At 68.9% G+C, this 18,246-nt stretch carries 19 protein-coding genes; 14 read left to right on the top strand and 5 right to left on the bottom strand.

The genetic code is table 11. The features are described from left to right. Positions 1–3 precede the first annotated feature (3 nt). The 7 genes from TY25_RS43255 (at position 4) to TY25_RS25290 (ending at position 4,771) form a co-directional block, all read left to right on the top strand. Positions 4–504: a GNAT family N-acetyltransferase gene (locus tag TY25_RS43255; protein ID WP_052383178.1), complete on the top strand. Its 501-nt coding sequence runs from the start codon at positions 4–6 to the stop codon at positions 502–504. An 87-nt stretch (positions 505–591) separates the two neighbouring features. Further along, entirely contained in the window at positions 592–984 is a 393-nt protein-coding gene (locus TY25_RS25315; RefSeq protein WP_042259910.1) for a VOC family protein, read from the top strand. Positions 985–1,085: 101 nt separating this feature from the next. Continuing rightward, positions 1,086–1,760: a cysteine hydrolase family protein gene (locus TY25_RS25310; RefSeq protein WP_042259908.1), complete on the top strand. Its 675-nt coding sequence runs from the start codon at positions 1,086–1,088 to the stop codon at positions 1,758–1,760. Positions 1,761–2,145: 385 nt separating this feature from the next. After that, on the top strand, positions 2,146–2,676 hold the full coding sequence (locus tag TY25_RS25305) for a GtrA family protein (protein ID WP_042259906.1): 531 nt from the start codon (positions 2,146–2,148) through the stop codon (positions 2,674–2,676). Next, positions 2,669–3,343, top strand: coding sequence for a formylglycine-generating enzyme family protein (locus tag TY25_RS25300; RefSeq protein WP_081869095.1), 675 nt, complete (start codon positions 2,669–2,671; stop codon positions 3,341–3,343). The genes TY25_RS25305 and TY25_RS25300 overlap by 8 nt, the downstream gene beginning before the upstream one ends. A gap of 144 nt (positions 3,344–3,487) precedes the next feature. Next, positions 3,488–3,769: a hypothetical protein gene (locus TY25_RS25295; RefSeq protein ID WP_029895639.1), complete on the top strand. Its 282-nt coding sequence runs from the start codon at positions 3,488–3,490 to the stop codon at positions 3,767–3,769. Positions 3,770–3,811: 42 nt separating this feature from the next. After that, a complete protein-coding gene (locus TY25_RS25290; RefSeq protein WP_042259902.1) occupies positions 3,812–4,771 on the top strand; it encodes a helix-turn-helix transcriptional regulator in 960 nt (319 codons plus the stop codon). 95 nt (positions 4,772–4,866) lie between these two features. On the opposite strand, the gene TY25_RS25285 is transcribed toward TY25_RS25290, so the two are convergent. Both TY25_RS25285 and cobN read right to left on the bottom strand, forming a co-directional pair. Beyond that, positions 4,867–5,394 carry a DUF8020 domain-containing protein gene (locus TY25_RS25285; RefSeq protein ID WP_042259900.1) on the bottom strand — a complete coding sequence of 176 codons (528 nt, stop codon included), beginning with the start codon at positions 5,392–5,394 and terminating at the stop codon, positions 4,867–4,869. A 178-nt stretch (positions 5,395–5,572) separates the two neighbouring features. After that, entirely contained in the window at positions 5,573–9,190 is a 3,618-nt protein-coding gene (gene cobN / locus TY25_RS25280) for a cobaltochelatase subunit CobN (RefSeq protein WP_042259898.1), read from the bottom strand. Positions 9,191–9,712: 522 nt separating this feature from the next. Here cobN and TY25_RS25275 point away from each other — a divergent pair. Then, positions 9,713–10,186, top strand: coding sequence for a DUF4352 domain-containing protein (locus tag TY25_RS25275; RefSeq protein WP_226887288.1), 474 nt, complete (start codon positions 9,713–9,715; stop codon positions 10,184–10,186). An 82-nt stretch (positions 10,187–10,268) separates the two neighbouring features. Next, a complete protein-coding gene (locus TY25_RS25270) occupies positions 10,269–11,654 on the top strand; it encodes a ferredoxin-like domain-containing protein (RefSeq protein ID WP_042259894.1) in 1,386 nt (461 codons plus the stop codon). A gap of 322 nt (positions 11,655–11,976) precedes the next feature. Here TY25_RS25270 and ddaH read toward each other — a convergent pair whose 3' ends face one another. Then, positions 11,977–12,816 (bottom strand): dimethylargininase, encoded by an 840-nt coding sequence (ddaH, locus tag TY25_RS25265; RefSeq protein ID WP_226887287.1) that lies wholly within the window; start codon positions 12,814–12,816, stop codon positions 11,977–11,979. A 138-nt stretch (positions 12,817–12,954) separates the two neighbouring features. Here ddaH and TY25_RS25260 point away from each other — a divergent pair, with 138 nt between their 5' ends. From TY25_RS25260 to TY25_RS25240, 5 genes are all read left to right on the top strand, one after another. Beyond that, positions 12,955–13,392 carry an Lrp/AsnC family transcriptional regulator gene (locus TY25_RS25260; protein WP_029895651.1) on the top strand — a complete coding sequence of 146 codons (438 nt, stop codon included), beginning with the start codon at positions 12,955–12,957 and terminating at the stop codon, positions 13,390–13,392. Between the two features lie 54 nt (positions 13,393–13,446). After that, positions 13,447–14,082 (top strand): precorrin-8X methylmutase, encoded by a 636-nt coding sequence (locus TY25_RS25255; protein WP_042260008.1) that lies wholly within the window; start codon positions 13,447–13,449, stop codon positions 14,080–14,082. Next, positions 14,079–15,950 (top strand): precorrin-2 C(20)-methyltransferase, encoded by a 1,872-nt coding sequence (locus tag TY25_RS25250; RefSeq protein WP_042259888.1) that lies wholly within the window; start codon positions 14,079–14,081, stop codon positions 15,948–15,950. Before TY25_RS25255 ends, TY25_RS25250 begins: the two co-directional genes overlap by 4 nt. 32 nt (positions 15,951–15,982) lie before the next feature. Next, entirely contained in the window at positions 15,983–16,252 is a 270-nt protein-coding gene (locus TY25_RS25245; RefSeq protein ID WP_014986140.1) for a hypothetical protein, read from the top strand. Between the two features lie 76 nt (positions 16,253–16,328). Continuing rightward, entirely contained in the window at positions 16,329–16,859 is a 531-nt protein-coding gene (locus tag TY25_RS25240; RefSeq protein ID WP_042259884.1) for a PadR family transcriptional regulator, read from the top strand. On the opposite strand, the gene TY25_RS25235 is transcribed toward TY25_RS25240, so the two are convergent. Further along, positions 16,836–17,594 carry a cobalt-precorrin-6A reductase gene (locus tag TY25_RS25235; protein ID WP_042260007.1) on the bottom strand — a complete coding sequence of 253 codons (759 nt, stop codon included), beginning with the start codon at positions 17,592–17,594 and terminating at the stop codon, positions 16,836–16,838. The genes TY25_RS25240 and TY25_RS25235 overlap by 24 nt on opposite strands. Continuing rightward, positions 17,591–18,214 carry a DUF8020 domain-containing protein gene (locus TY25_RS25230; RefSeq protein WP_042259882.1) on the bottom strand — a complete coding sequence of 208 codons (624 nt, stop codon included), beginning with the start codon at positions 18,212–18,214 and terminating at the stop codon, positions 17,591–17,593. Before TY25_RS25230 ends, TY25_RS25235 begins: the two co-directional genes overlap by 4 nt. Positions 18,215–18,246 lie beyond the last annotated feature (32 nt).

Genomic DNA, 18,246 nt, shown 5'->3' with positions numbered 1-18,246 from the left:
GCAGTGATCAACACGCGACGCCTCGTCGGCGACGACTGGCAGATCTTCCGGGACGTGCAACTGGCCGGGTTGCTCGAAGCCCCCTACTCCGCGAACCTGACGCACGCGCAGGCCGCCCAGCGCACCGAAACCGATTGGCGGCACAAGCTTTCCGAACGAACGCTGTTCATCACGACGGTCGACGGCGAACCGGCCGGCCTCGCGGGCGGTGAACTCGGCGAGCATCCGGAAACGTCCAACCTGGTCTCGATGTGGGTCGCCCCGCAGGCGCGCGGCCTGGGCGTCGGCGACGCGCTGGTGCGCACCGTGCTCGACTGGGCCCGCGGCCAGGGCCATCGACGGTCCCTGCTCTGGGTGCTGGACGGCAACGAACCGGCCGAGCGCCTCTATCTCCGGCACGGTTTCCAGCGGACCGGGCGGCGGCGAGCGATGCCCCGGGACGAATCCCTGATCGAGGTCGAGATGGCCCTCGACCTGACGCCCGCCCCATTCGCCGCACGGTAGCCAATCTCACAAAGATCGAGGCAGCGCCGATTGCCGCCATACGGTAATTTACCTTTCCAAATGGCTGCGGGGATCCAAGGAGTCGGTATGCACTTCGGCGGGGTGGCGTTGCTGGTGGACGACGTGGACGCGACGGTGGCGTTCTACGAGGCAGCCTTCGGTCTCGGACAGGTGTTCGCCGACAGCGACGGCACCTTCGTGGTGCTCGGCCGGGGCGGCTGGTCCGACGGGCCCACCGCGCCCTATCTCAGCGTCGAACACCGGCGCAAGATCGAGGACTACGCCGAACCCCGGCCCTCCGACGGTTTTCGCGTGCTGCTCGAAACCGACGACGTGGACGACGCTTATCGCCGCGCGGTCGAGGCCGGTGCGCGCAGCGCTCTGGTCCCGACCACGCGCCCCTGGGGGCAGCGCGTTGCGGCGGTCATCGACCTGAACGACGCCATCGTGGAGATCAACGGACCCGTCACGCCGGACTGACGGGCCGGAACCCGCACCCGCGCCTGCCGTTTCGCGACGCCGTCGGCCGTGCCGTCCTACCCTCGAGACAAGGGTTCCTCGACGCGCACGGGAGGACGCCGATGGTCGAGACCGCAGTGCTCATGATCGACCTGCAGAACACCTACATCGCCGACGACGGCGTGCGTGCCGCACTGGGCTGGCCGCCCATCTGGCGACTCGAGGCGGTCGTCCGCGAATGTGCCGAGTTGGCCGAACAGGCGCGGTGCCAACAGTTCCCGCTCATCTACTCCCGAATGATCGCCGGACAGTCCGGCTTGATCGGCACCGGCCCGCGACCGCGCAGGCATCTGCAGCACCGCCGCCCGCTGGTCCCGAAAGTATCTGCCGAGCAACGCGAGTGGAAGTCCCGCATCCTGGACGACGTCGCGCCGCGCCGGGGCGACATCGTGCTCACCAAGACCCGGCACAGTTTCTTCGCCTACACCGAACTCGAGCCGCTGCTCCGCAATCTCGGCGCACACCGCCTCGTCGTCGCCGGATTGCAGACCAACGTCTGCGTCGAGGCCACCGTACGGGCCGCGCTGGAACGCAATTTCGACGTCGCCGTGCCAGACGACGCGGTCAGCACGGACGGCCCTGCCCTGCACTACGCCTCCCTGGACGCCATGCGGGTGCTCTACGTCGAGGTCGCGCCCTGGCGAGAACTGCTGGCGCCGGACGCGCCGTGGGATCGCGCGTACACGACGCCCGACTACGGTCGCGATCCCGAATATTGGCGCAGCCCAACGGCTTAACGCACGGGACACACAACGAGGGGCCGCAGCCGACGGCTGAGGCCCCTCGTGGTTGTACCGACCGGTGTCCGAGCCACTTTCCTCTGGGCCCCGGCCTCGATACAAGACACTCTCACATTTCCGGGCGTTCGGCGCACCGAGCGCGAGTGCAACTGTGACCAGCGGCGCATGTGCATCTGTACAGTCGGCCCACACGGCTCTGACCTGGGGAAATAGATGAGCGCTATCCGAATGAATATAACGGAAAGATAACGGCCTGGCATGATCGTTTTCATATCGTGCCCTTCGAAACACGAGATCCGTTCTCCCGCAAACGTACTCGCGAAACGATCGAGAATCCGGCGGCGGTGACGGCGGCCCGCCCGCACTCGGCTAACCTGGCCCGATGTTCTTGGCCCAGATTGTCGCTGCCCGCGTGCCGAGCCGAATGCTGTCGGCGTTCGTGCGCAACGCGGAGCTGCTGAAGTTTCTGACCGTCGGAGCGATCGCCTTCGTCACCACCTCGGTGCTGTTCTTCGGACTGAAATGGACCGTCCTGCACGGCAAGCCGGTGACCGCCAACATGGTCGCCGTGCTGATCGCGACGGTCGTGTCCTACGTCCTGAACCGCGAGTGGGCGTTCACCGCACGCGGCGGGCACGAGCGGCGGCACGAGGCGGCGCTGTTCTTCGTGGTGGCCGGCATCGGCATGGTGATCAACCAGCTGCCGCTCGCGGTGTCGAGCTACATCTTCCAGCTCCGCGCGCCGCACGTATCGGTGGTCACCGAGAACATCGCCGACTTCGTCAGCGCGACGATCATCGGCACCCTGCTCGCCACGGTGTTCCGCTGGTGGGCCATGCGCAAGTTCGTCTTCCCGCACCAGGTCGAGCCCGACCTGGAACGCGACGGGGCGATTCCCGAGCTGCGTGCCTGACCTGCGCGTGGACGCGCACGCGCTGATCACCGTGCCCGCGGGCACGGTACAGCTGGCGGATCGGCGGACCCGACGCCAGTGGACCGTCGATATCGCAACCTTCCGGATCGGCGCGGTCCCGATGACTCAGGAACGCTTTGCCCAGATCACCGGGGAACGGCCGAGCAGTACGGCGGGCGAGCGCAGGCCCGTCGACGGCGTCTCCTGGTGGGACGCGGTGCGCTGCTGCAATGCCCTGTCCGAACAGGAGGGCTTGCGTCCCGCGTATCGCATCGCCGACGAGGACATCGAGTGGGACACCGCCGCCGACGGCTACCGACTCCCGAGCGAGGCCGAGTGGGAGTACGCGTGCCGGGCGGGCAGCACCGGCCCGCGCTACGGCCCACTCGACGACATCGCCTGGTACCGCGGCAATTCCGGCGAGCGGATGCACGAGGTCGCCGGTAAGCGGCCCAATGCGTTCGGCCTGTTCGACATGCTCGGCAACACCTGGGACTGGTGCTGGGACATCTACGACGCCGAGGTCTACGCCTCCTACCGGGTGCTGCGCGGCGGCGGCTGGTTCGACGAACACTGGAGCTGCCGGGCCGGAGTGCGCCGGCGCAGCCACCCCAGTCTGCGCCTCGATGATGTCGGCTTCCGGATTGCGCGCACCATAACGCCCTGATCGGACATTCCCGACAGGTTCCGCCGTACGCTCCACGAAATCGTCAGGGCCGCACATACTGTCCGGGACAAGCATGGCTATCTCCCAGACAACGCGCCCGTGACACCGCATCCGGTGTCACATCGACCCGAAGCGAGCGTATTCATGGTCATCATCGCTGTGCACGACGCCCTCCTCGCCCAAATCGGTAACCCGACACCGGAAGCGCCGCCGGTCTCGGACAAGATCCTGCAGATGGTCCGCTACCTCACCTGGCTGGTGCTGCTGTCCGGCGTCTGCGGAATCACCTTCGCCGGTGGACGATTCGCCTGGGAGAAGTGGCAGGGCGGTGCGCTGGAGTCGCCGAAGATGATCGCGGGCGCGATGATCGGCGGGGTGGTCGCCACCAGCGCGGGCACGATCATGAACGCGGTGGTCGGCAGCTGATCGCGGAAGGCACGCTTCCGCGATTGCTGCGATGATCGACCAATGTTGGAGACCTCCGCACGACTACTCCGGCTGTTGTCGCTGCTACAGCTGCATCGGGACTGGACCGGTCCCGCGCTCGCCGCACGGCTCGAGGTGTCCACCCGCACCATCCGCACCGATATCGAGCGACTGCGGACCCTGGGCTATCCGGTGCACGCGACGCCTGGTGTCGCGGGCGGCTACCGGCTCGGCGCGGGCGCCGCGCTGCCGCCGCTGCTGCTCGACGACGACGAGGCCGTCGCGGTCGCGGTCGGGCTGGCCACCGCGGCGAACGGCGCGGTCACCGGGATCGAGGAAACCTCGGTCCGCGCGCTGGTGAAGTTGCAACAGGTGCTGCCCGCACGGCTGCGGCACCGGGTCGCCACGCTCACCTCGGCCACCGTGCACGCAGCGGAATTCCAGCGCACCTCCGTCGACGCCGCGGTGCTCACCGCCGTGGCGGGGGCGATCCGGGCGAGCGAGCAGCTGCGGTTCGACTACGAGACGCACGCCGGGACGCCGTCGCGACGCGCGGTCGAACCGCACCGGATGGTGCATTTCCGCGGGCGGTGGTATCTGGTCGCCTGGGATCCCGGGCGCGCCGACTGGCGCACCTTCCGGGTGGACCGGATCGTGCCGAAGACGCCCAACGGTCCGCGGTTCACGCCGCGCGAGCTGTCCGAAGCCGAGATCACCGAACGGGTGCAGCGCGGCGTCGGCGCCGCGACCTGGCGCTATCGTGCGACGGTGCGCATGGCCGCACCCGCGCCGGAGATCCGGGCGAAGCTGCCGCCCGCGGTGTCGGTCACCGCGGACGGACCGGATCACTGTGTGGTGCAGGCGGGTTCGGACGACCCGCGGATGCTCGCGCACTATCTCGGTTTGGCCGACGTCGATTTCGAGGTGCTCGACGGCCCGGAACTCGTCGAGCAGCTGCTGGCGACCGCCGAGCGATTCCGGCGCGCGGCCGGTGCCGAATAAAACTTCGACGCAGCACAATTCGGGAAAATAGCGAAACCCGGCCGACTCGGCACCGGGCCGATCGCGACCGGGTTCGCTCGTACTGCGATTACCTACTAGGGCTGGTTGGCGCCCGCGATACCGCCGATGATGCCACCGATGATGCAACCGGGGATGGCCCCGATAATCGCGAAGATCAGCCCGATCAGGAAGCCGATCGCGCAGCCGATCAACACGCCCGCGACGGTGGTGCCGGCGTCACCGATGAATTGCGGTGCGCCCAGCTCCGGGACCGCGGCCCCGACCGGCTGCAGCGTCAAAGTGGTTGCGGCGGCGTCGACCTGCGGCGCCACCCGAACCTGCTGCCCCGACACCGACTGCATCGTGGTCGGCACGGTGGCGACCAGCGAGCCGTCCGGCGCCACGACGGAGATGCCCTGATCGGGCGTGAGCACGAACTTGCCGGAGGCGAGCGTGACGGTCGCGCTCGAGTGGTCCGGTGCGACGGTGGCGGTGTAGGCCACCCCCTGATCGACGCCGCTGATCGCGTCGGCCACCTGCACCTCACCGTGCGCGGTGGCGGCGGCGATACCGGTCGCGGCAATGGTGAGGGCTGCGGTCGCTACGAATTTCCTGATATTCATAAGGCTTTCCAATCATCTAGCCGATTCGATTGGCGTTTCCTCGGCAAACGGCCGTGGAAACACCATCGATCATGCGCTCTCGGCAATGATGTTGTCGAGAGCATTCGGCAGATCGAATTGCCCTGCAAGATCAGCGATTTCGAAATTCCCCCGATAATTGGGGGGTTGCTTTTCCGGACTACTCCAATTCGCCCTCGGTCTCCAAATAGACCTGCCGCAACCGATCCAGTGTCGCCTGCTCCGGGCGCTCCCACAAGTCCCGCTCGGCCGCCTCCAGCAGCCGCTCGGCAATACCGTGCAGGGCCCACGGGTTGGACTGCTCCATGAACTTGCGGTTCACGTCGTCGAAAACGTAACTCTCCGCGAGCTTCTCGTACATCCAGTCGGCGACCACATTGGTGGTGGCGTCGTAGCCGAACAGGTAGTCGACGGTGGCGGCCATCTCGAACGCGCCCTTGTAGCCGTGCCTGCGCATCGCCTCCAGCCAGCGCGGGTTGACCACCCGGGCGCGGAACACCCGCGCGGTCTCCTCGGACAGCGTCCGGGTGCGCACCGCGTCGGGGCGGGTGCTGTCGCCGATGTAGGCCTCGGGGTTCTTCCCGGTCAGCGCGCGGACCGTGGCGACCATGCCACCGTGGAACTGGAAATAGTCGTCGGAGTCGGCGATATCGTGTTCCCGGGTGTCGGTGTTCTTGGCGGCCACCGCGATTCGGCGATACGCAGTGCGCATGTCATCGGCCGCCGGCGCGCCGTCGAGATCGCGACCGTAGGCGTAGCCGCCCCAGGTGGTGTAGACCTGCGCGAGATCGTCGTCGGTGCGCCAGCTCTTGGCATCGATCAGCTGCAGCAGGCCCGCGCCGTAGGTGCCCGGCTTGGAACCGAAGATGCGGGTGGTGGCACGGCGGGCGTCGCCGTGCTCGGCCAGATCCGCAGCGGCATGGGCGCGCACGTAATTGGACTCGGCGGGCTCGTCGAGCTCGGCGACCAGGCGGACCGCGTCGTCCAGCAGCGCCAGCACGTGCGGGAAGGCGTCGCGGAAAAAGCCGCTGATGCGCACCGTGACATCGACACGCGGACGGGCCAATTCGTCGAGCGAGATCACCTCGAGCGTGGTGACCCGGCGGCTCGCCTCGTCCCAGACCGGCCGGACACCCAGCAGGGCAAGGACTTCGGCGATATCGTCGCCGGAGGTGCGCATCGCCGAGGTGCCCCACACCGACAGCCCCACCGAGCGCGGGTACTCGCCGTGATCGGCCAGGTAGCGGGCCAGCAGCGAATCCGCCATGGCCTGACCGGTTTCCCAGGCCAGCCGCGAGGGGACGGCCTTCGGGTCGACCGAGTAGAAATTACGGCCCGTGGGCAGCACGTTGATCAGGCCGCGCAGCGGCGAGCCGCTGGGACCCGCGGGAATGAACCCACCGTTCAACGCGTGCAGGACGCGCTGCACCTCGACCCCGGTCTGCCGCAGGCGCGGCACGACTTCGGCGGCGGCGAAACGCAATACCGCGCGCACCGCCGTCAGCTCACGGTCGGCGGTCGCGCCCGCCGCCGCGAACTCGTCGACGATCCGGTCGACCTCGTCCACGGACCAGTCGGCGGCCTGCAACGCGGCGACCAGGCCGCGGGCCTGCTCCTCCACCACGTCGACCCGGCCACGGGCCTCGGTGCCGGACTCGTCCAGCCCCAACGCTTCCCGCAGACCGGGCACGTTGCGTTCACCGCCCCACAGCTGGCGGGCCCGGAGCATGGCCAGCACCAGGTCCAGCTCGCTCTCCCCCGCCGGCGCCTGGCCGAGGATGTGCAGGCCGTCGCGGATCTGCACGTCCTTGATCTCGCACAGCCAGCCGTCGACGTGCAGCAGCATGTCGTCGAAGACGTCCTCGTCCGGGCGTTCGGCCAGGCCCAGATCGTGGTCCATCTTCGCCGCGCGCATCAACGTCCAGATCTGCTGCCGGATGGCGGGCAGTTTGGCCGGGTCGAGGGTGGAGATGTTGGCGTGCTCGTCGAGCAGCTGCTCCAAACGCGAGATATCGCCGTAGCTTTCGGCCCGCGCCATGGGCGGGATCAGGTGGTCGACCAGCGTGGCGTGCGCCCGGCGTTTGGCCTGGGTACCCTCGCCGGGATCGTTCACCAGGAACGGGTAGATCAGCGGCAGGTCGCCGAGCGCGGCATCGGTGCCGCAGGACGCGGACATGCCGAGCGTCTTACCGGGCAGCCACTCCAGGTTGCCGTGCTTGCCGAGGTGCACCATCGCGTCGGCGCCGAAACCCGCTGCCGCGCGCAACCATTGGTAGGCGGCGAGATAGTGGTGACTCGGCGGCAGGTCGGGGTCGTGATAGATGGCGACGGGATTCTCGCCGAAACCGCGCGGCGGCTGCACCATCAGCGCCACGTTGCCGAAGCGCAATGCGGCGATGACGATCTCACCGTTCGGATCGGCCGAGCGGTCCACGTACAGCTCGCCCGGCGGCGGGCCCCACGCCTCGATCACGGCCTCGCGCAGGTCGTCCGGCAGGGTGTCGAACCAGGCCGCGTAGGTGGCGGCACTGATCCGGATCGGGTTGCCCTCCAACTGTTCGGCGGTCAGCCAATCCGGATCCTGGCCGCCCGCCGCGATCAACGCGTGGATCAGGGCGTCGCCGTCCTGTTCGTCGAGGCCGGGGATCTCGCCGGGCGCGCCGAGATCGTAACCGGCCTTGCGCATTTCGGTGAGCAGTCGGATGGCGCTGGCCGGCGTGTCCAGGCCGACCGCGTTGCCGATGCGGGCATGTTTGGTCGGGTACGCGGACAGCATCAGGGCGATGCGCTTGCGGGCGGGCGGGATGTGCCGCAACCGCGCGTAACGCACCGCGATACCGGCGACGCGCGCCGCGCGCTCGGCATCTGGGACGTAGGTCGACAGGCCGTCGGCGTCGAACTCCTTGAACGAGAACGGCACCGTGATGATCCGTCCGTCGAATTCGGGCACCGCGACCTGGGTGGCGACATCCAGCGGGGACAGCCCGTCGTCGTTGGCCGCCCACTGCTCGCGTCCGCTGGTGAGGCACAAACCTTGCAGGATGGGCACATCCAGGTCGGCGAGCGCGCCCACATCCCACGCCTCGTCCTCGCCGCCGGCCGAGGCGGTGGCCGGCTTGGTGCCGCCCGCCGCCAGCACCGTCACCACCAGCGCGTCGGCCTGTCGCAGGGTCGCGAGCAACTCCGGTTCGGCGGTGCGCAGCGACGCGCAGTACAGCGGGAGCGGGCGGGCGCCGGTGTTCTCGATCGCCTGGCAGAGCGCGTCGATGTAGCCGGTGTTACCGGCCAGATGCTGTGCGCGGTAATAGATCACCGCGACCGTCGGCGCGTCCGCCGGTATCGCCACCCCCGGAGTCCGTTCCAGCACACCCCAACTCGGCAACTGCACCGGCGGCTCGAAGCCGTGGCCGGTCAGCAGCACCGTATCGGACAGGAAGTTGTGCAGCTGGCGCAGATTCGCCGCGCCGCCGGCCGCGAGATAGTTGTGCGCGTCCGCGGCGACACCGCCTGGCACCGTGGAACATTCCATCAGCTCCGCGTCCGGCGCGATCTCGCCACCGAGCGCCACCATCGGCACCCCGCTGTCGCGCAGCACCGCGAGCCCGTCCTCCCACGCGCGCTTGCCGCCGAGGATGCGCACGACCACCAGATCGGCGCCGTCGAGCAGCGCGGGCAGATCGTCCACCAGCAGCCGGGCGGGGTTACCCCACCGATAGTCGGCGCCGCTGGCACGGGCACTGAGCAAATCGGTATCGGACGTGGACAGCAGCAGGATCACAGGTGGCAGCCTTCCTCGGGTGACGCGCCCATCGGGTGTTCGCTGCTCGCTGCCGGGGTTCGGCAGCCAGCGGAGCCGGCGGAGTGGGCAAGCCCAGAGGGTCTGGCTTTCACAGTGGCGCGACCGCACCGGATTTACACCGGTTTCCTCGTCACCCGCCGAGCCCTGGGATGCTACCCCGCGCGTCGCGGCGCGACGCACCGAGGTTGGCCATGTTCACCGGGATCGGCAGCGCGAAATGGTTCGAAGCCGCGCCCGTCAGCGCCCGATTGCGGTCCCGATGATTTGTGAGCTGTAACACAGCAATGTGTAACCGCTATGAATCAGCTACGAGTCGACCGTAGCCAGATTCAGCTGTCGCAGGGGGACCTCTCTGCGGCAATTTCGGAAGGACCCGCTTTGACTGCTCCACAAGCACCCCAGCCGTGGCAAGGGCCGGCTACTCCGCCGCCGTACGGACAGCCGGGCTATGCGCCGCCCCGGCGGCGACGCATCTGGCCGTGGGCATTACTCGGTGTATTCGTGCTGATCGCAGCGCTTTTCGTAGGCTGTATCGCACTGGTTACCAACGAAGTATCGAAGGTCGACGACAAACGCAGCACCACCGAACCGGCCGGCACCGAAGTTCGGGACGGCAAGTTCGCGTTCTCGGTCACGGGGGTCGATCCGCCGGTGACAACGGTCGGTGACAACGAATTCCTGAAAGAGGACGCGCAGGGTGAATTCATCCTGGTACGTGTCGACGTCAGCAATATCGGCAGCGAACCGCAGAGCTACTTCGCCGACAACCAGAAACTGATCGACGCCCAGGGACGCTCGTTCACCAACGACACCGCCGCGGAAATGGCGGTGAACCCACAGTTCGTCGGTGAGATCAATCCCGGCAACAAAGTGGCGGTCACGATCGTGTTCGACGTGCCGAAAGGCACCGACCCGGCCGCGATCGAGTTCCACGATTCGATGTTCTCCGGCGGAGTCCGGGTGGCGTTGAAATAGTTCCCCCGGCGGCACCGGGCGGCGTGCGCGCCGGCCGGTGCCGCCGCGCTGCGCCGGGGCGGTTTCGTAGGCTGGGGAGACTATGACGCGACGGGTTCCGGATTCTTGCCCTGGGGTGCTGCGGCTGCACGAGGCGGCGGACGGGCCGCTGGCTCGGATCCGGGTGCCCGGCGGGCGGATCGAACCGGCGCAATTGCAAGTGCTGGCGGAAGCGGCGCGCGACCTCGGAGACGGGCATCTCGAACTCACCTCACGCGGGAATCTGCAGGTGCGGCAGGTGCGGGACGCGGCGGCGCTGACCGAGCGGCTCGACGCGGCCGGACTGTTGCCGAGCCGGACGCACGAGCGGGTGCGCAATATCGTCGCCTCCCCGCTGTCGGGTCGCATCGGCGGAACCTCCGATGTGCACCGGTTCGTGCCGGTGCTCGACGCGGGACTGCTCGCCGCACCCCGGCTCGCCGACCTGCCCGGACGGGTGCTGTTCACGCTCGACGACGGGCGCGGCGACGTCAGCGGGTTGAGCGGCGATATCGGCGTACATGCCACGGGCCCAGACGAATTCGCGCTGGTGCTGGCCGGAGCGGACGCCGGCATCCGGATCTCCGCGGTCGACGCGGTGGACGTCGTGCTCGCCGCGGCACACGGCTTCCTGGACCTGCGCGACGACGAGACCGGGCAGTGGCGGCTGCACGACATCGCCGACGGCGCCGAGCGAGTGGCCGAGCACCTCGGCCTCGACCGCAGCGCCGAGCGACTGGAATTCGGTGCCGCCCAAAATATTCCGATCGGCTGGCTGGATCAAGACAACGGATCGGTCAGCCTCGGCGCCGGCGTGCGGCTGGGTTCGCTGCCCGCCCGCACCGCCGAATTCATCGCCGCGATAGAACGTCCCGTCTTCCTCACCCCGTGGCGCAGCCTCATCATCGCCGACCTCGACGAGTGGGCCGCCGAACAGGTCGTCCGAGTGCTAGCCCCCATGGGCCTCATCTTCGACGCCAACTCCCCCTGGCTACAGGTCAGCGCCTGCGCCGGCCGCCCCGGTTGCGCCAAAGCACTGACCGACGTCCGCGCCGACGTCACCGACGCGATCGAATCCGGCCGAGTACTCGCGCCTGCGAACGACCCAGCGGTCCAAGCCGATTCGCCCGCCGCCAATCCGCCCACCGCCGAGGCGTCTGCCGCCGAGGTGCCCGCCAACGCCGATTCGCCCGCCGATGCCGATCCGTCCGCTCACGCCGATGCGCCCGCCGCCGAGGTGCCCGCGCACGCCGATCCGCCTGCCCACACCGATGCTCCCGAGCCCGGCACCGCCGCCGATTCCCCCGCGCACCAACCCCTTTCACTGAACGCCACCGATGTGACCGTCGCAGGCCGCCAACACTGGTCCGGCTGCGAACGCCGCTGCGGCCGCCCCCGCGGCGAAGTCACCGACGTCATCGCCACAGATTCCGGCTACCGCATCGACTGAACCACCGCCCGCGACGCGGCCCGGCTGATCTCGGTCGCGGTGGAGACGACATCGTTGCCGCGGCCGATGTCTACTTCGGCTCCCCGGTACATGAGCCCGCGCCCGCTGACGGGGCCTCACCGACACGTCCAAACCGTCCGGCCCAGAGGACGCGAAGACCCGCCACGCGTTCGGCCGCGCTTGCGCTGAGGCCGCGGTCCGCCGGGCGCCACCGGCACAGGTCGCCCCGCGCGGGCCACTCCTTCGCCATACCTCCGGCACGGCAACGGCCCGAGGGTTGCGGTGGCGGCCGCAGCCCTCGGGCCGTGCTATTCCGGTGGTGTCAGTGGATTTCGAGGGTGCAGCATTTGACGCTGCCGCCGGCTTTGAGCAGTTCGGACATGTCGATGCCGATCGGGTTGAAGCCGCGCTCGCGCAGGGATTCGCTGAGGGTGACGGCTTTGTCGCTGAGGAAGACGTTGAAACCGTCGGAGACGCCGTTCAATCCGAGCACTTCGGCGTCGGCGTCGATGGCGACGATGGCGTCGGGGAAGAGTTCGGCGAGTACCGCCTGGCTCGCGGCGCTGAAGGCGGGCGGGAAGTAGGCGATGGTGGTGGCGTCGAGCGGCAACAGCACGGTGTCGAGGTGGTAGAAGCGCGGGTCGACCAGTTCGAGCGAGATCACCTCGCGGGAAAAGTGCTGCGCCACTTCCTGATGCGCCGCCGGCGAGCTACGGAAACCCATCCCGGCGAGCAACCGCTCACCGACCAGCAGGAAATCGCCCTCGCCCTCGTTCACCTCGCGGGCGTCGACCAGCCCGGCCAGACCGTGCTGGGCGAACCAGCGGTGGTAGGCGGGACCTTCGGCGGCCCGCTCGGCGTGGGTGAACTTGGCCGACATCGCGCGGTCGCCGATCACCAGGCCGCCGTTCGCGGCGAAGACCATGTCGGGCAGGCCGGGCACGCCGGGCACGACATCGACTTTGTGCCCGTGCTCCTGGTAGGTGGCGCGCAGCCGCTCCCACTGGTCCAGGGCGAGGGCCCGGTCGACGGGCGCGTCCGGATCCATCCACGGATTGATGCAGTAGGTGACCTCGAAGTGGTCCGGCCGGCACATGACGAACCGTTTCGGCAACGGCTGACGTGCGGTGGACTCGGCGCGGAGGGTGGCTACAGAAGTCAACGTGTCTCCCGGTAGGTCGGCGCGATCTTGCGGCTTACACGACAGTAATTCGCCTACTATTGCGCCAGAAACAGCGATTCGTTGCGCATATCTGCCCTAGAACATCGAATTATTGTGCATCGAAGAAAGGGTTGTGACGTGGACGACATCGACCGGCGGATCCTGGAGCACCTGCTCAGACAGGCCCGGGCCTCGTTCCAGGAGATCGGCAGCGCGGTGGGGCTGACCGCGCCCGCGGTGAAGCGCCGCGTCGACAAGATGGTGGCGAGCAAGCAGATCATCGGCTTCACCGCGCTGGTGAATCCCGCCGCGCTCGGCTGGAAAACCGAGGCCTACGTCGAGGTCTACTACCGCGACAACATCTCCCCCGCCGAACTGCGCCGCAGTCTGGAACCGATTCCACAGGTGGTCGGCGTGTGGACGATCGCGGGCGAGGCCGACGCGCTGGTGCACGTGATGGCCACGGACATGGCCGAAATCGAGGTCACCGTCGAACGCATCCGGGAGAACGCGCGGGTCGGACGGACCCGCAGTTCCATCGTCATGTCCCGCATCCTCGAACGTCCCCGCACCTGAGCTCCGGCTACCCGCGCCGAACTGGGCGGGCGCGCACGTCCTAGGGTGATGCGCATGTCCGACGTGCGTGCCAGCTACCTCACCGACGGCGCCGAGATCTATCGGCGCTCGTTCGCGATGATCCGCGACGAGGCGGACCTCAGCGGGTTCCCGCCGGACGTCGCGCAGGTGGTGGTGCGGATGATCCACGGCTGCGGACAGGTGGATCTGGCCGCGGACGTGGCGTTTTCGCCCGCTGTGGTGGCCGCGGCGCGCACGGCCCTGCGGGCCGGCGCGCCGATTCTGTGCGACGCGAACATGGTCGCCTCGGGCGTGACGCGCAAGCGACTGCCCGCGGACAACGAGGTGATCTGCACGCTGACCGACCCGCGGGTGCCGGAACTCGCTGCCGCCATGGGCAATACGCGTTCCGCGGCCGCCCTGGAGCTGTGGCGGGACCGGCTCGACGGCGCGGTGGTCGCCATCGGGAACGCGCCGACCGCGCTGTTCCATCTGCTGGACCTACTGGACGCGGGTGCGCCCCGGCCCGCCGCCGTGCTCGGCATCCCGGTCGGCTTCATCGGCGCCGCCGAATCCAAGGACGCGCTGGCCGCTTTCGGCGGGGTCGAGTTCCTCACCGTCCGGGGCAGGCGCGGGGGCAGCGCCATCACCGCTTCGGCGTTGAATGCGATTGCGAGCGAACAGGAATGACCGAGACGACGAATACTCCCGGCAAACTGTGGGGGGTCGGGCTCGGTCCCGGCGATCCGGAACTGGTCACGGTGAAGGCGGCGCGGGTGATCACCGCCGCCGACGTGATCGCGTTCCACAGCGCGCGGCACGGACGCAGCATCTCGCGCGCCATCGCCGCGCCGTACCTGCGCGCGGACCAGCTCGAGGAGCATCTCGTCTACCCGGTGACGACCGAGACCACCGACCACCCCGGCGGCTATCAGGGCGCCATCGACGAGTTCTACGAGCAGGCGGCGCAACGCTTGGCCGCCCATCTGGCGGCAGGCCGGTCGGTGGCGTTGCTCGCCGCGGGTGACCCGCTCTTCTACAGCTCCTACATGCATATGCACCGGCGGCTGGCCGACCGGTTCGAGGCCGAGATCATTCCGGGCATCACCTCGGTGAGCGCCGCGTCGGCCGCGCTCGGCACCCCGCTGGTCGAGGGCGAGCAGGTGCTGACCGTGCTGCCCGGCACCATGCCGGTGGACGAACTCACCCGGCGGCTGCGCGATACCGAGGCCGCCGCCATCATGAAACTCGGCCGCACCTATCCCGGTGTGCGCCAAGCACTTTCCGACTCGGGGCGACTCGACGACGCGTACTACGTCGAACGGGCGAGCAGCACCCGGCAGCGGGTGCTGCGGGCCGCAGACGTCGACGACGCGGACGTACCGTACTTCGCGATCACCGTGGTCCCCGGCCCCACCCCGACCACCATCCCCGCTCTGACGGCGAATCCCGCTACCGCGCAGCAGGTCTCCCGGGATACCCGTAATCGCCCTACTGGCACCGGCCATACGGAGAACAGCTCCCCGGCAACGCCGTCCGGCGCGCCAGAGCCCACATTTGTTGCCGCGCAACTCGAGGAGCAGGACACCGCTGAGAACGTCTCTGCGGCGCGGCTCACCCACCCAGCATCCAGCGAGCAGTACCCCCTGGCCGGGGCCACGACGGAACCTGCCCTCGACACGACGGGTGTTGCCGATAGCGAGCATGTCACAGCGGTCCGGCACGAGCCGAGCACCAGAGCCGGTGCTGTCCAGGAGCCCACCCTCGGCACAGCGGGGGCGGCCGAAGGCGGACACGTCACCGTCGTCGGCCTCGGCCCTGGCGCGGCGGCGTGGACGACCAGCGAGGTGCTCGAAGCACTTTCGGAGGCAACGGATCTCGTTGGTTACACCACCTATCTGAACCGGGTGCCCGTCCGCCCGGGACAGCGACGGCACGCCAGCGACAACCGGGTCGAATCGGAACGCGCCGCGATGGCACTGGATCTGGCGCGGCGCGGCGCGCGCGTCGCGGTCGTGTCGTCGGGCGATCCGGGGGTGTTCGCGATGGCGGCGGCCGTGCTGGAGGAGGCGGACGATCCCCAGTGGGCCGGCGTCCCGGTGCGCGTGCTGCCCGGCCTCACCGCGGCCAACGCGGTCGCCAGCCGGGTCGGCGCGCCGCTCGGGCACGACTACGCGATGATCTCGCTCTCCGACCGGCTCAAGCCGTGGGAGGTTGTCGCGCAACGACTTTCCGCGGTGGCCGCCGCCGATATGGCGATCGCCGTCTACAACCCCGCCTCCTCGCAACGCACCTGGCAGGTCGGCGCCATGCGTGATCTGCTGCTGGAGCATCGCAAGCCGGATACGCCGGTGGTGCTCGGCCGCGATGTCGGCGGCCCGGCCGAGTCGGTGCGGGTGGTCGCGCTCGGCGAGCTCGACCCGGCGGACGTCGACATGCGCACCCTGTTGATCATCGGCGCGTCGACCACCGTCGCCACCGAAACCGACCACGGGGTCCGCGTCTACACCTCGCGTCGCTACGCCGGGGCAGGCGACGCGAGGTCGTCGAACGCGTAGGATCTCCTGACGCACCGACGATTGGAGGGATCTTGGCCGCGACACTGTCGGAGCTGACGCTGCGCGCCCGAGCCCTGGAGGCCCGAGCCACCGCGAGCGAACAGGCACTCGACGAACAGGGGGACGTTCTCAACGAACTCGCGGCACTCACCAGGAAGGCGCTCGACGGCATCCACCGGATCGACGAGCGTGCCGAACGGATCGAGGAAGATCTCGTCGAATTGCGCCGCAGCCAGATCCGTTTGGAGGCGGGCATGGCCCAGGTACTGGCCCGGCTCGAGCTGCTGACCGGCGACAACTAGTGCACTGCCGAAGAACCTGACACGCGTTTCGTATAACATTCCACTATGGAATGTTGAGAGCGAAGGGAGCAGTCGGTTGACGAACACCGCGACCAGCCGCAAGCCGTTGAACTCCACGGCGGCGTCGCTGCTCGGATTCCTGCACGAAGGCCCGATGTCGGGCTGGGATCTGGTGGCCAAGGCGCAGGACCGGATCGGTGACTTCTGGACGATCACCCAGAGCCAGGTCTACCGCGAACTCGCCACGATGGACGCGGCGGGACTGGTGGAGAAAGGCGTCCCCGGCGCGCGCGAGCGCACCCCCTATCTGATCACCGACGCGGGGCGAGAAGCGTTCCTGGAGTGGATCGCCCGCGATCCGGGCGGCGAGAACATCCGCTTCCCGCTCTTGCTCACGCTCTCCTTCGGAGACCACCTCGATCGCGCCCACCTGGATCGCATCATCGCCGCCAACCGGGAGATCCATCAGGGCAGGTTGAGCAGGTATCTGGACGAGGACCCCACCGATCTACCGCCCTATGCCCGCGCCACGCTGGATTTCGGCATCGGCTACGAACGCGCCGTGCTCGACTGGTTCGACCGCCTACCCGAGCTGCTCGGTCGCTGATCGCTGCGCCCGCAGCCATTCCCACACCTGCGCAACGGTTTCCATCGGCACCGCCCCGTCCGGCAGCGGCGGGCGCTCGATCACGACCACCGGCACTCCCGCCGCCCGGGCCGCGGTCAGCTTGGCCTCGGTCCGGTCGCCGCCGCTGTCCTTGGTGACCAGCAGATCGATGCGCCGGTCCGCGAGCAACCGGGTTTCCTCCGTGTGTGTGAAAGGTCCACGCGCCAGCAACAATTCGTGCCGTGGCGGCAGCGCACCGGTCGGCGGGTCGATGGCGCGGATCAGGAACCACGGCCGGGTCAGACCGGCGAACGCGGCGACGCCCTGCCGGCCGATGGTCAGGAAGACGCGTTCACCTTGCTCGGCAACGGTTTTCGCGGCCGCGGCCAGATCGGGCACGCGAATCCACCGATCGCCGGGCCCGGCGGTCCAGCCCGGCCGCCGCAGCTGCACCAGGGGCAGACCGAGCGATTTCGCGGCGGCGGCCGCATGGCCGCTGATCACCCCCGCGAACGGATGGGTGGCGTCGACCACGGCCTCGATCCCGTTGGCCGCCAACCATTCCGACAAACCCGCGACCCCGCCGAAGCCGCCGACGCGCACCGCGCCGACCGGCAGCACCGGGTCGCGAACGCGACCGGCGAGCGAGGAGACGATGTCGAATCCCGGCTCGCCGGTCGCGATGCGGGCGAGTTCCCGGGCTTCCCCGGTGCCGCCCAGAATCAGGGTTCTCAGGGCTGGCCGCTGAAGTAGGCGATACCCGCGTTCAGCAGCGACGGACCGCCCGCGACCGCGAGGCCGATGAGCGCGCCGAGCACGGCGCCGGGCACGATGCCGACCGCGAAGAACAGGAACCCGACCGCGGCCCCGATCAAGCCGCCCACCAGCGCGCCGAGCGAAGCCCGCTGCAATTCCGCGAAGAACCACTCCTGCGCGCCGATGAACTCGGCGGCGACCGGCGCGTTCGCGGACGGCTGCACCTTCGGGGTGAGCGTCAACTGCTTGGCGTCGTCGGCGATGGCCGCGGCGATCTCCACCTGCTGACCCTTGGCCGTCGCGGTGAGCGGGATGCTGGTGACGGTCTCCCCCGCCGCGTTCTGCAGCGTGACCGACTGCTTGTCGGCGGCCAGGGTGAACGCGCCGCCGGTGACGGTGGTGACGAGGGACTTGCCCGCGTCGGCCAGGGTCAGGGCATAGTCGACGCCCTGGTCCTTACCGGTGACGGTGGGTGCGGTGGTTGCTTGGTCCTGCGTCGCAGGCGGAACGGGCGAAGGTGCGGCGTACACGGTGCCCGCGCTGACGCCGGTAGCGGCGATGGCCAGAAATGCGGTTGCGGCGAACTTTTTGTATTTCATCTATCTCCCCATCAGGAACCGGATTTCCGATC

Origin of the sequence: Nocardia brasiliensis NBRC 14402, from assembly GCF_000308475.2 — a bacterium.
GTDB classification, from domain to species: Bacteria; Actinomycetota; Actinomycetes; order Mycobacteriales; family Mycobacteriaceae; genus Nocardia; species Nocardia brasiliensis.
The sequence above is the reverse complement of the archived record's forward strand: the minus strand, read 5'-3'. Positions and strand labels throughout refer to the sequence as shown.

Bases quoted from the DNA above. Each gene is read 5' to 3' on its own strand.
- TY25_RS25295 (WP_029895639.1), top strand. From the start codon at position 3,488: ATGGTCATCATCGCTGTGCACGACGCCCTCCTCGCCCAAATCGGTAAC.
- TY25_RS25285 (WP_042259900.1), bottom strand. From the start codon at position 5,394: ATGAATATCAGGAAATTCGTAGCGACCGCAGCCCTCACCATTGCCGCG.
- TY25_RS25230 (WP_042259882.1), bottom strand. From the start codon at position 18,214: ATGAAATACAAAAAGTTCGCCGCAACCGCATTTCTGGCCATCGCCGCT.
- TY25_RS25290 (WP_042259902.1), top strand. From the start codon at position 3,812: ATGTTGGAGACCTCCGCACGACTACTCCGGCTGTTGTCGCTGCTACAG.
- TY25_RS25305 (WP_042259906.1), top strand. From the start codon at position 2,146: ATGTTCTTGGCCCAGATTGTCGCTGCCCGCGTGCCGAGCCGAATGCTG.
- TY25_RS25310 (WP_042259908.1), top strand. From the start codon at position 1,086: ATGGTCGAGACCGCAGTGCTCATGATCGACCTGCAGAACACCTACATC.
- TY25_RS25250 (WP_042259888.1), top strand. From the start codon at position 14,079: ATGACCGAGACGACGAATACTCCCGGCAAACTGTGGGGGGTCGGGCTC.
- TY25_RS25270 (WP_042259894.1), top strand. From the start codon at position 10,269: ATGACGCGACGGGTTCCGGATTCTTGCCCTGGGGTGCTGCGGCTGCAC.
- TY25_RS25315 (WP_042259910.1), top strand. From the start codon at position 592: ATGCACTTCGGCGGGGTGGCGTTGCTGGTGGACGACGTGGACGCGACG.
- TY25_RS25255 (WP_042260008.1), top strand. From the start codon at position 13,447: ATGTCCGACGTGCGTGCCAGCTACCTCACCGACGGCGCCGAGATCTAT.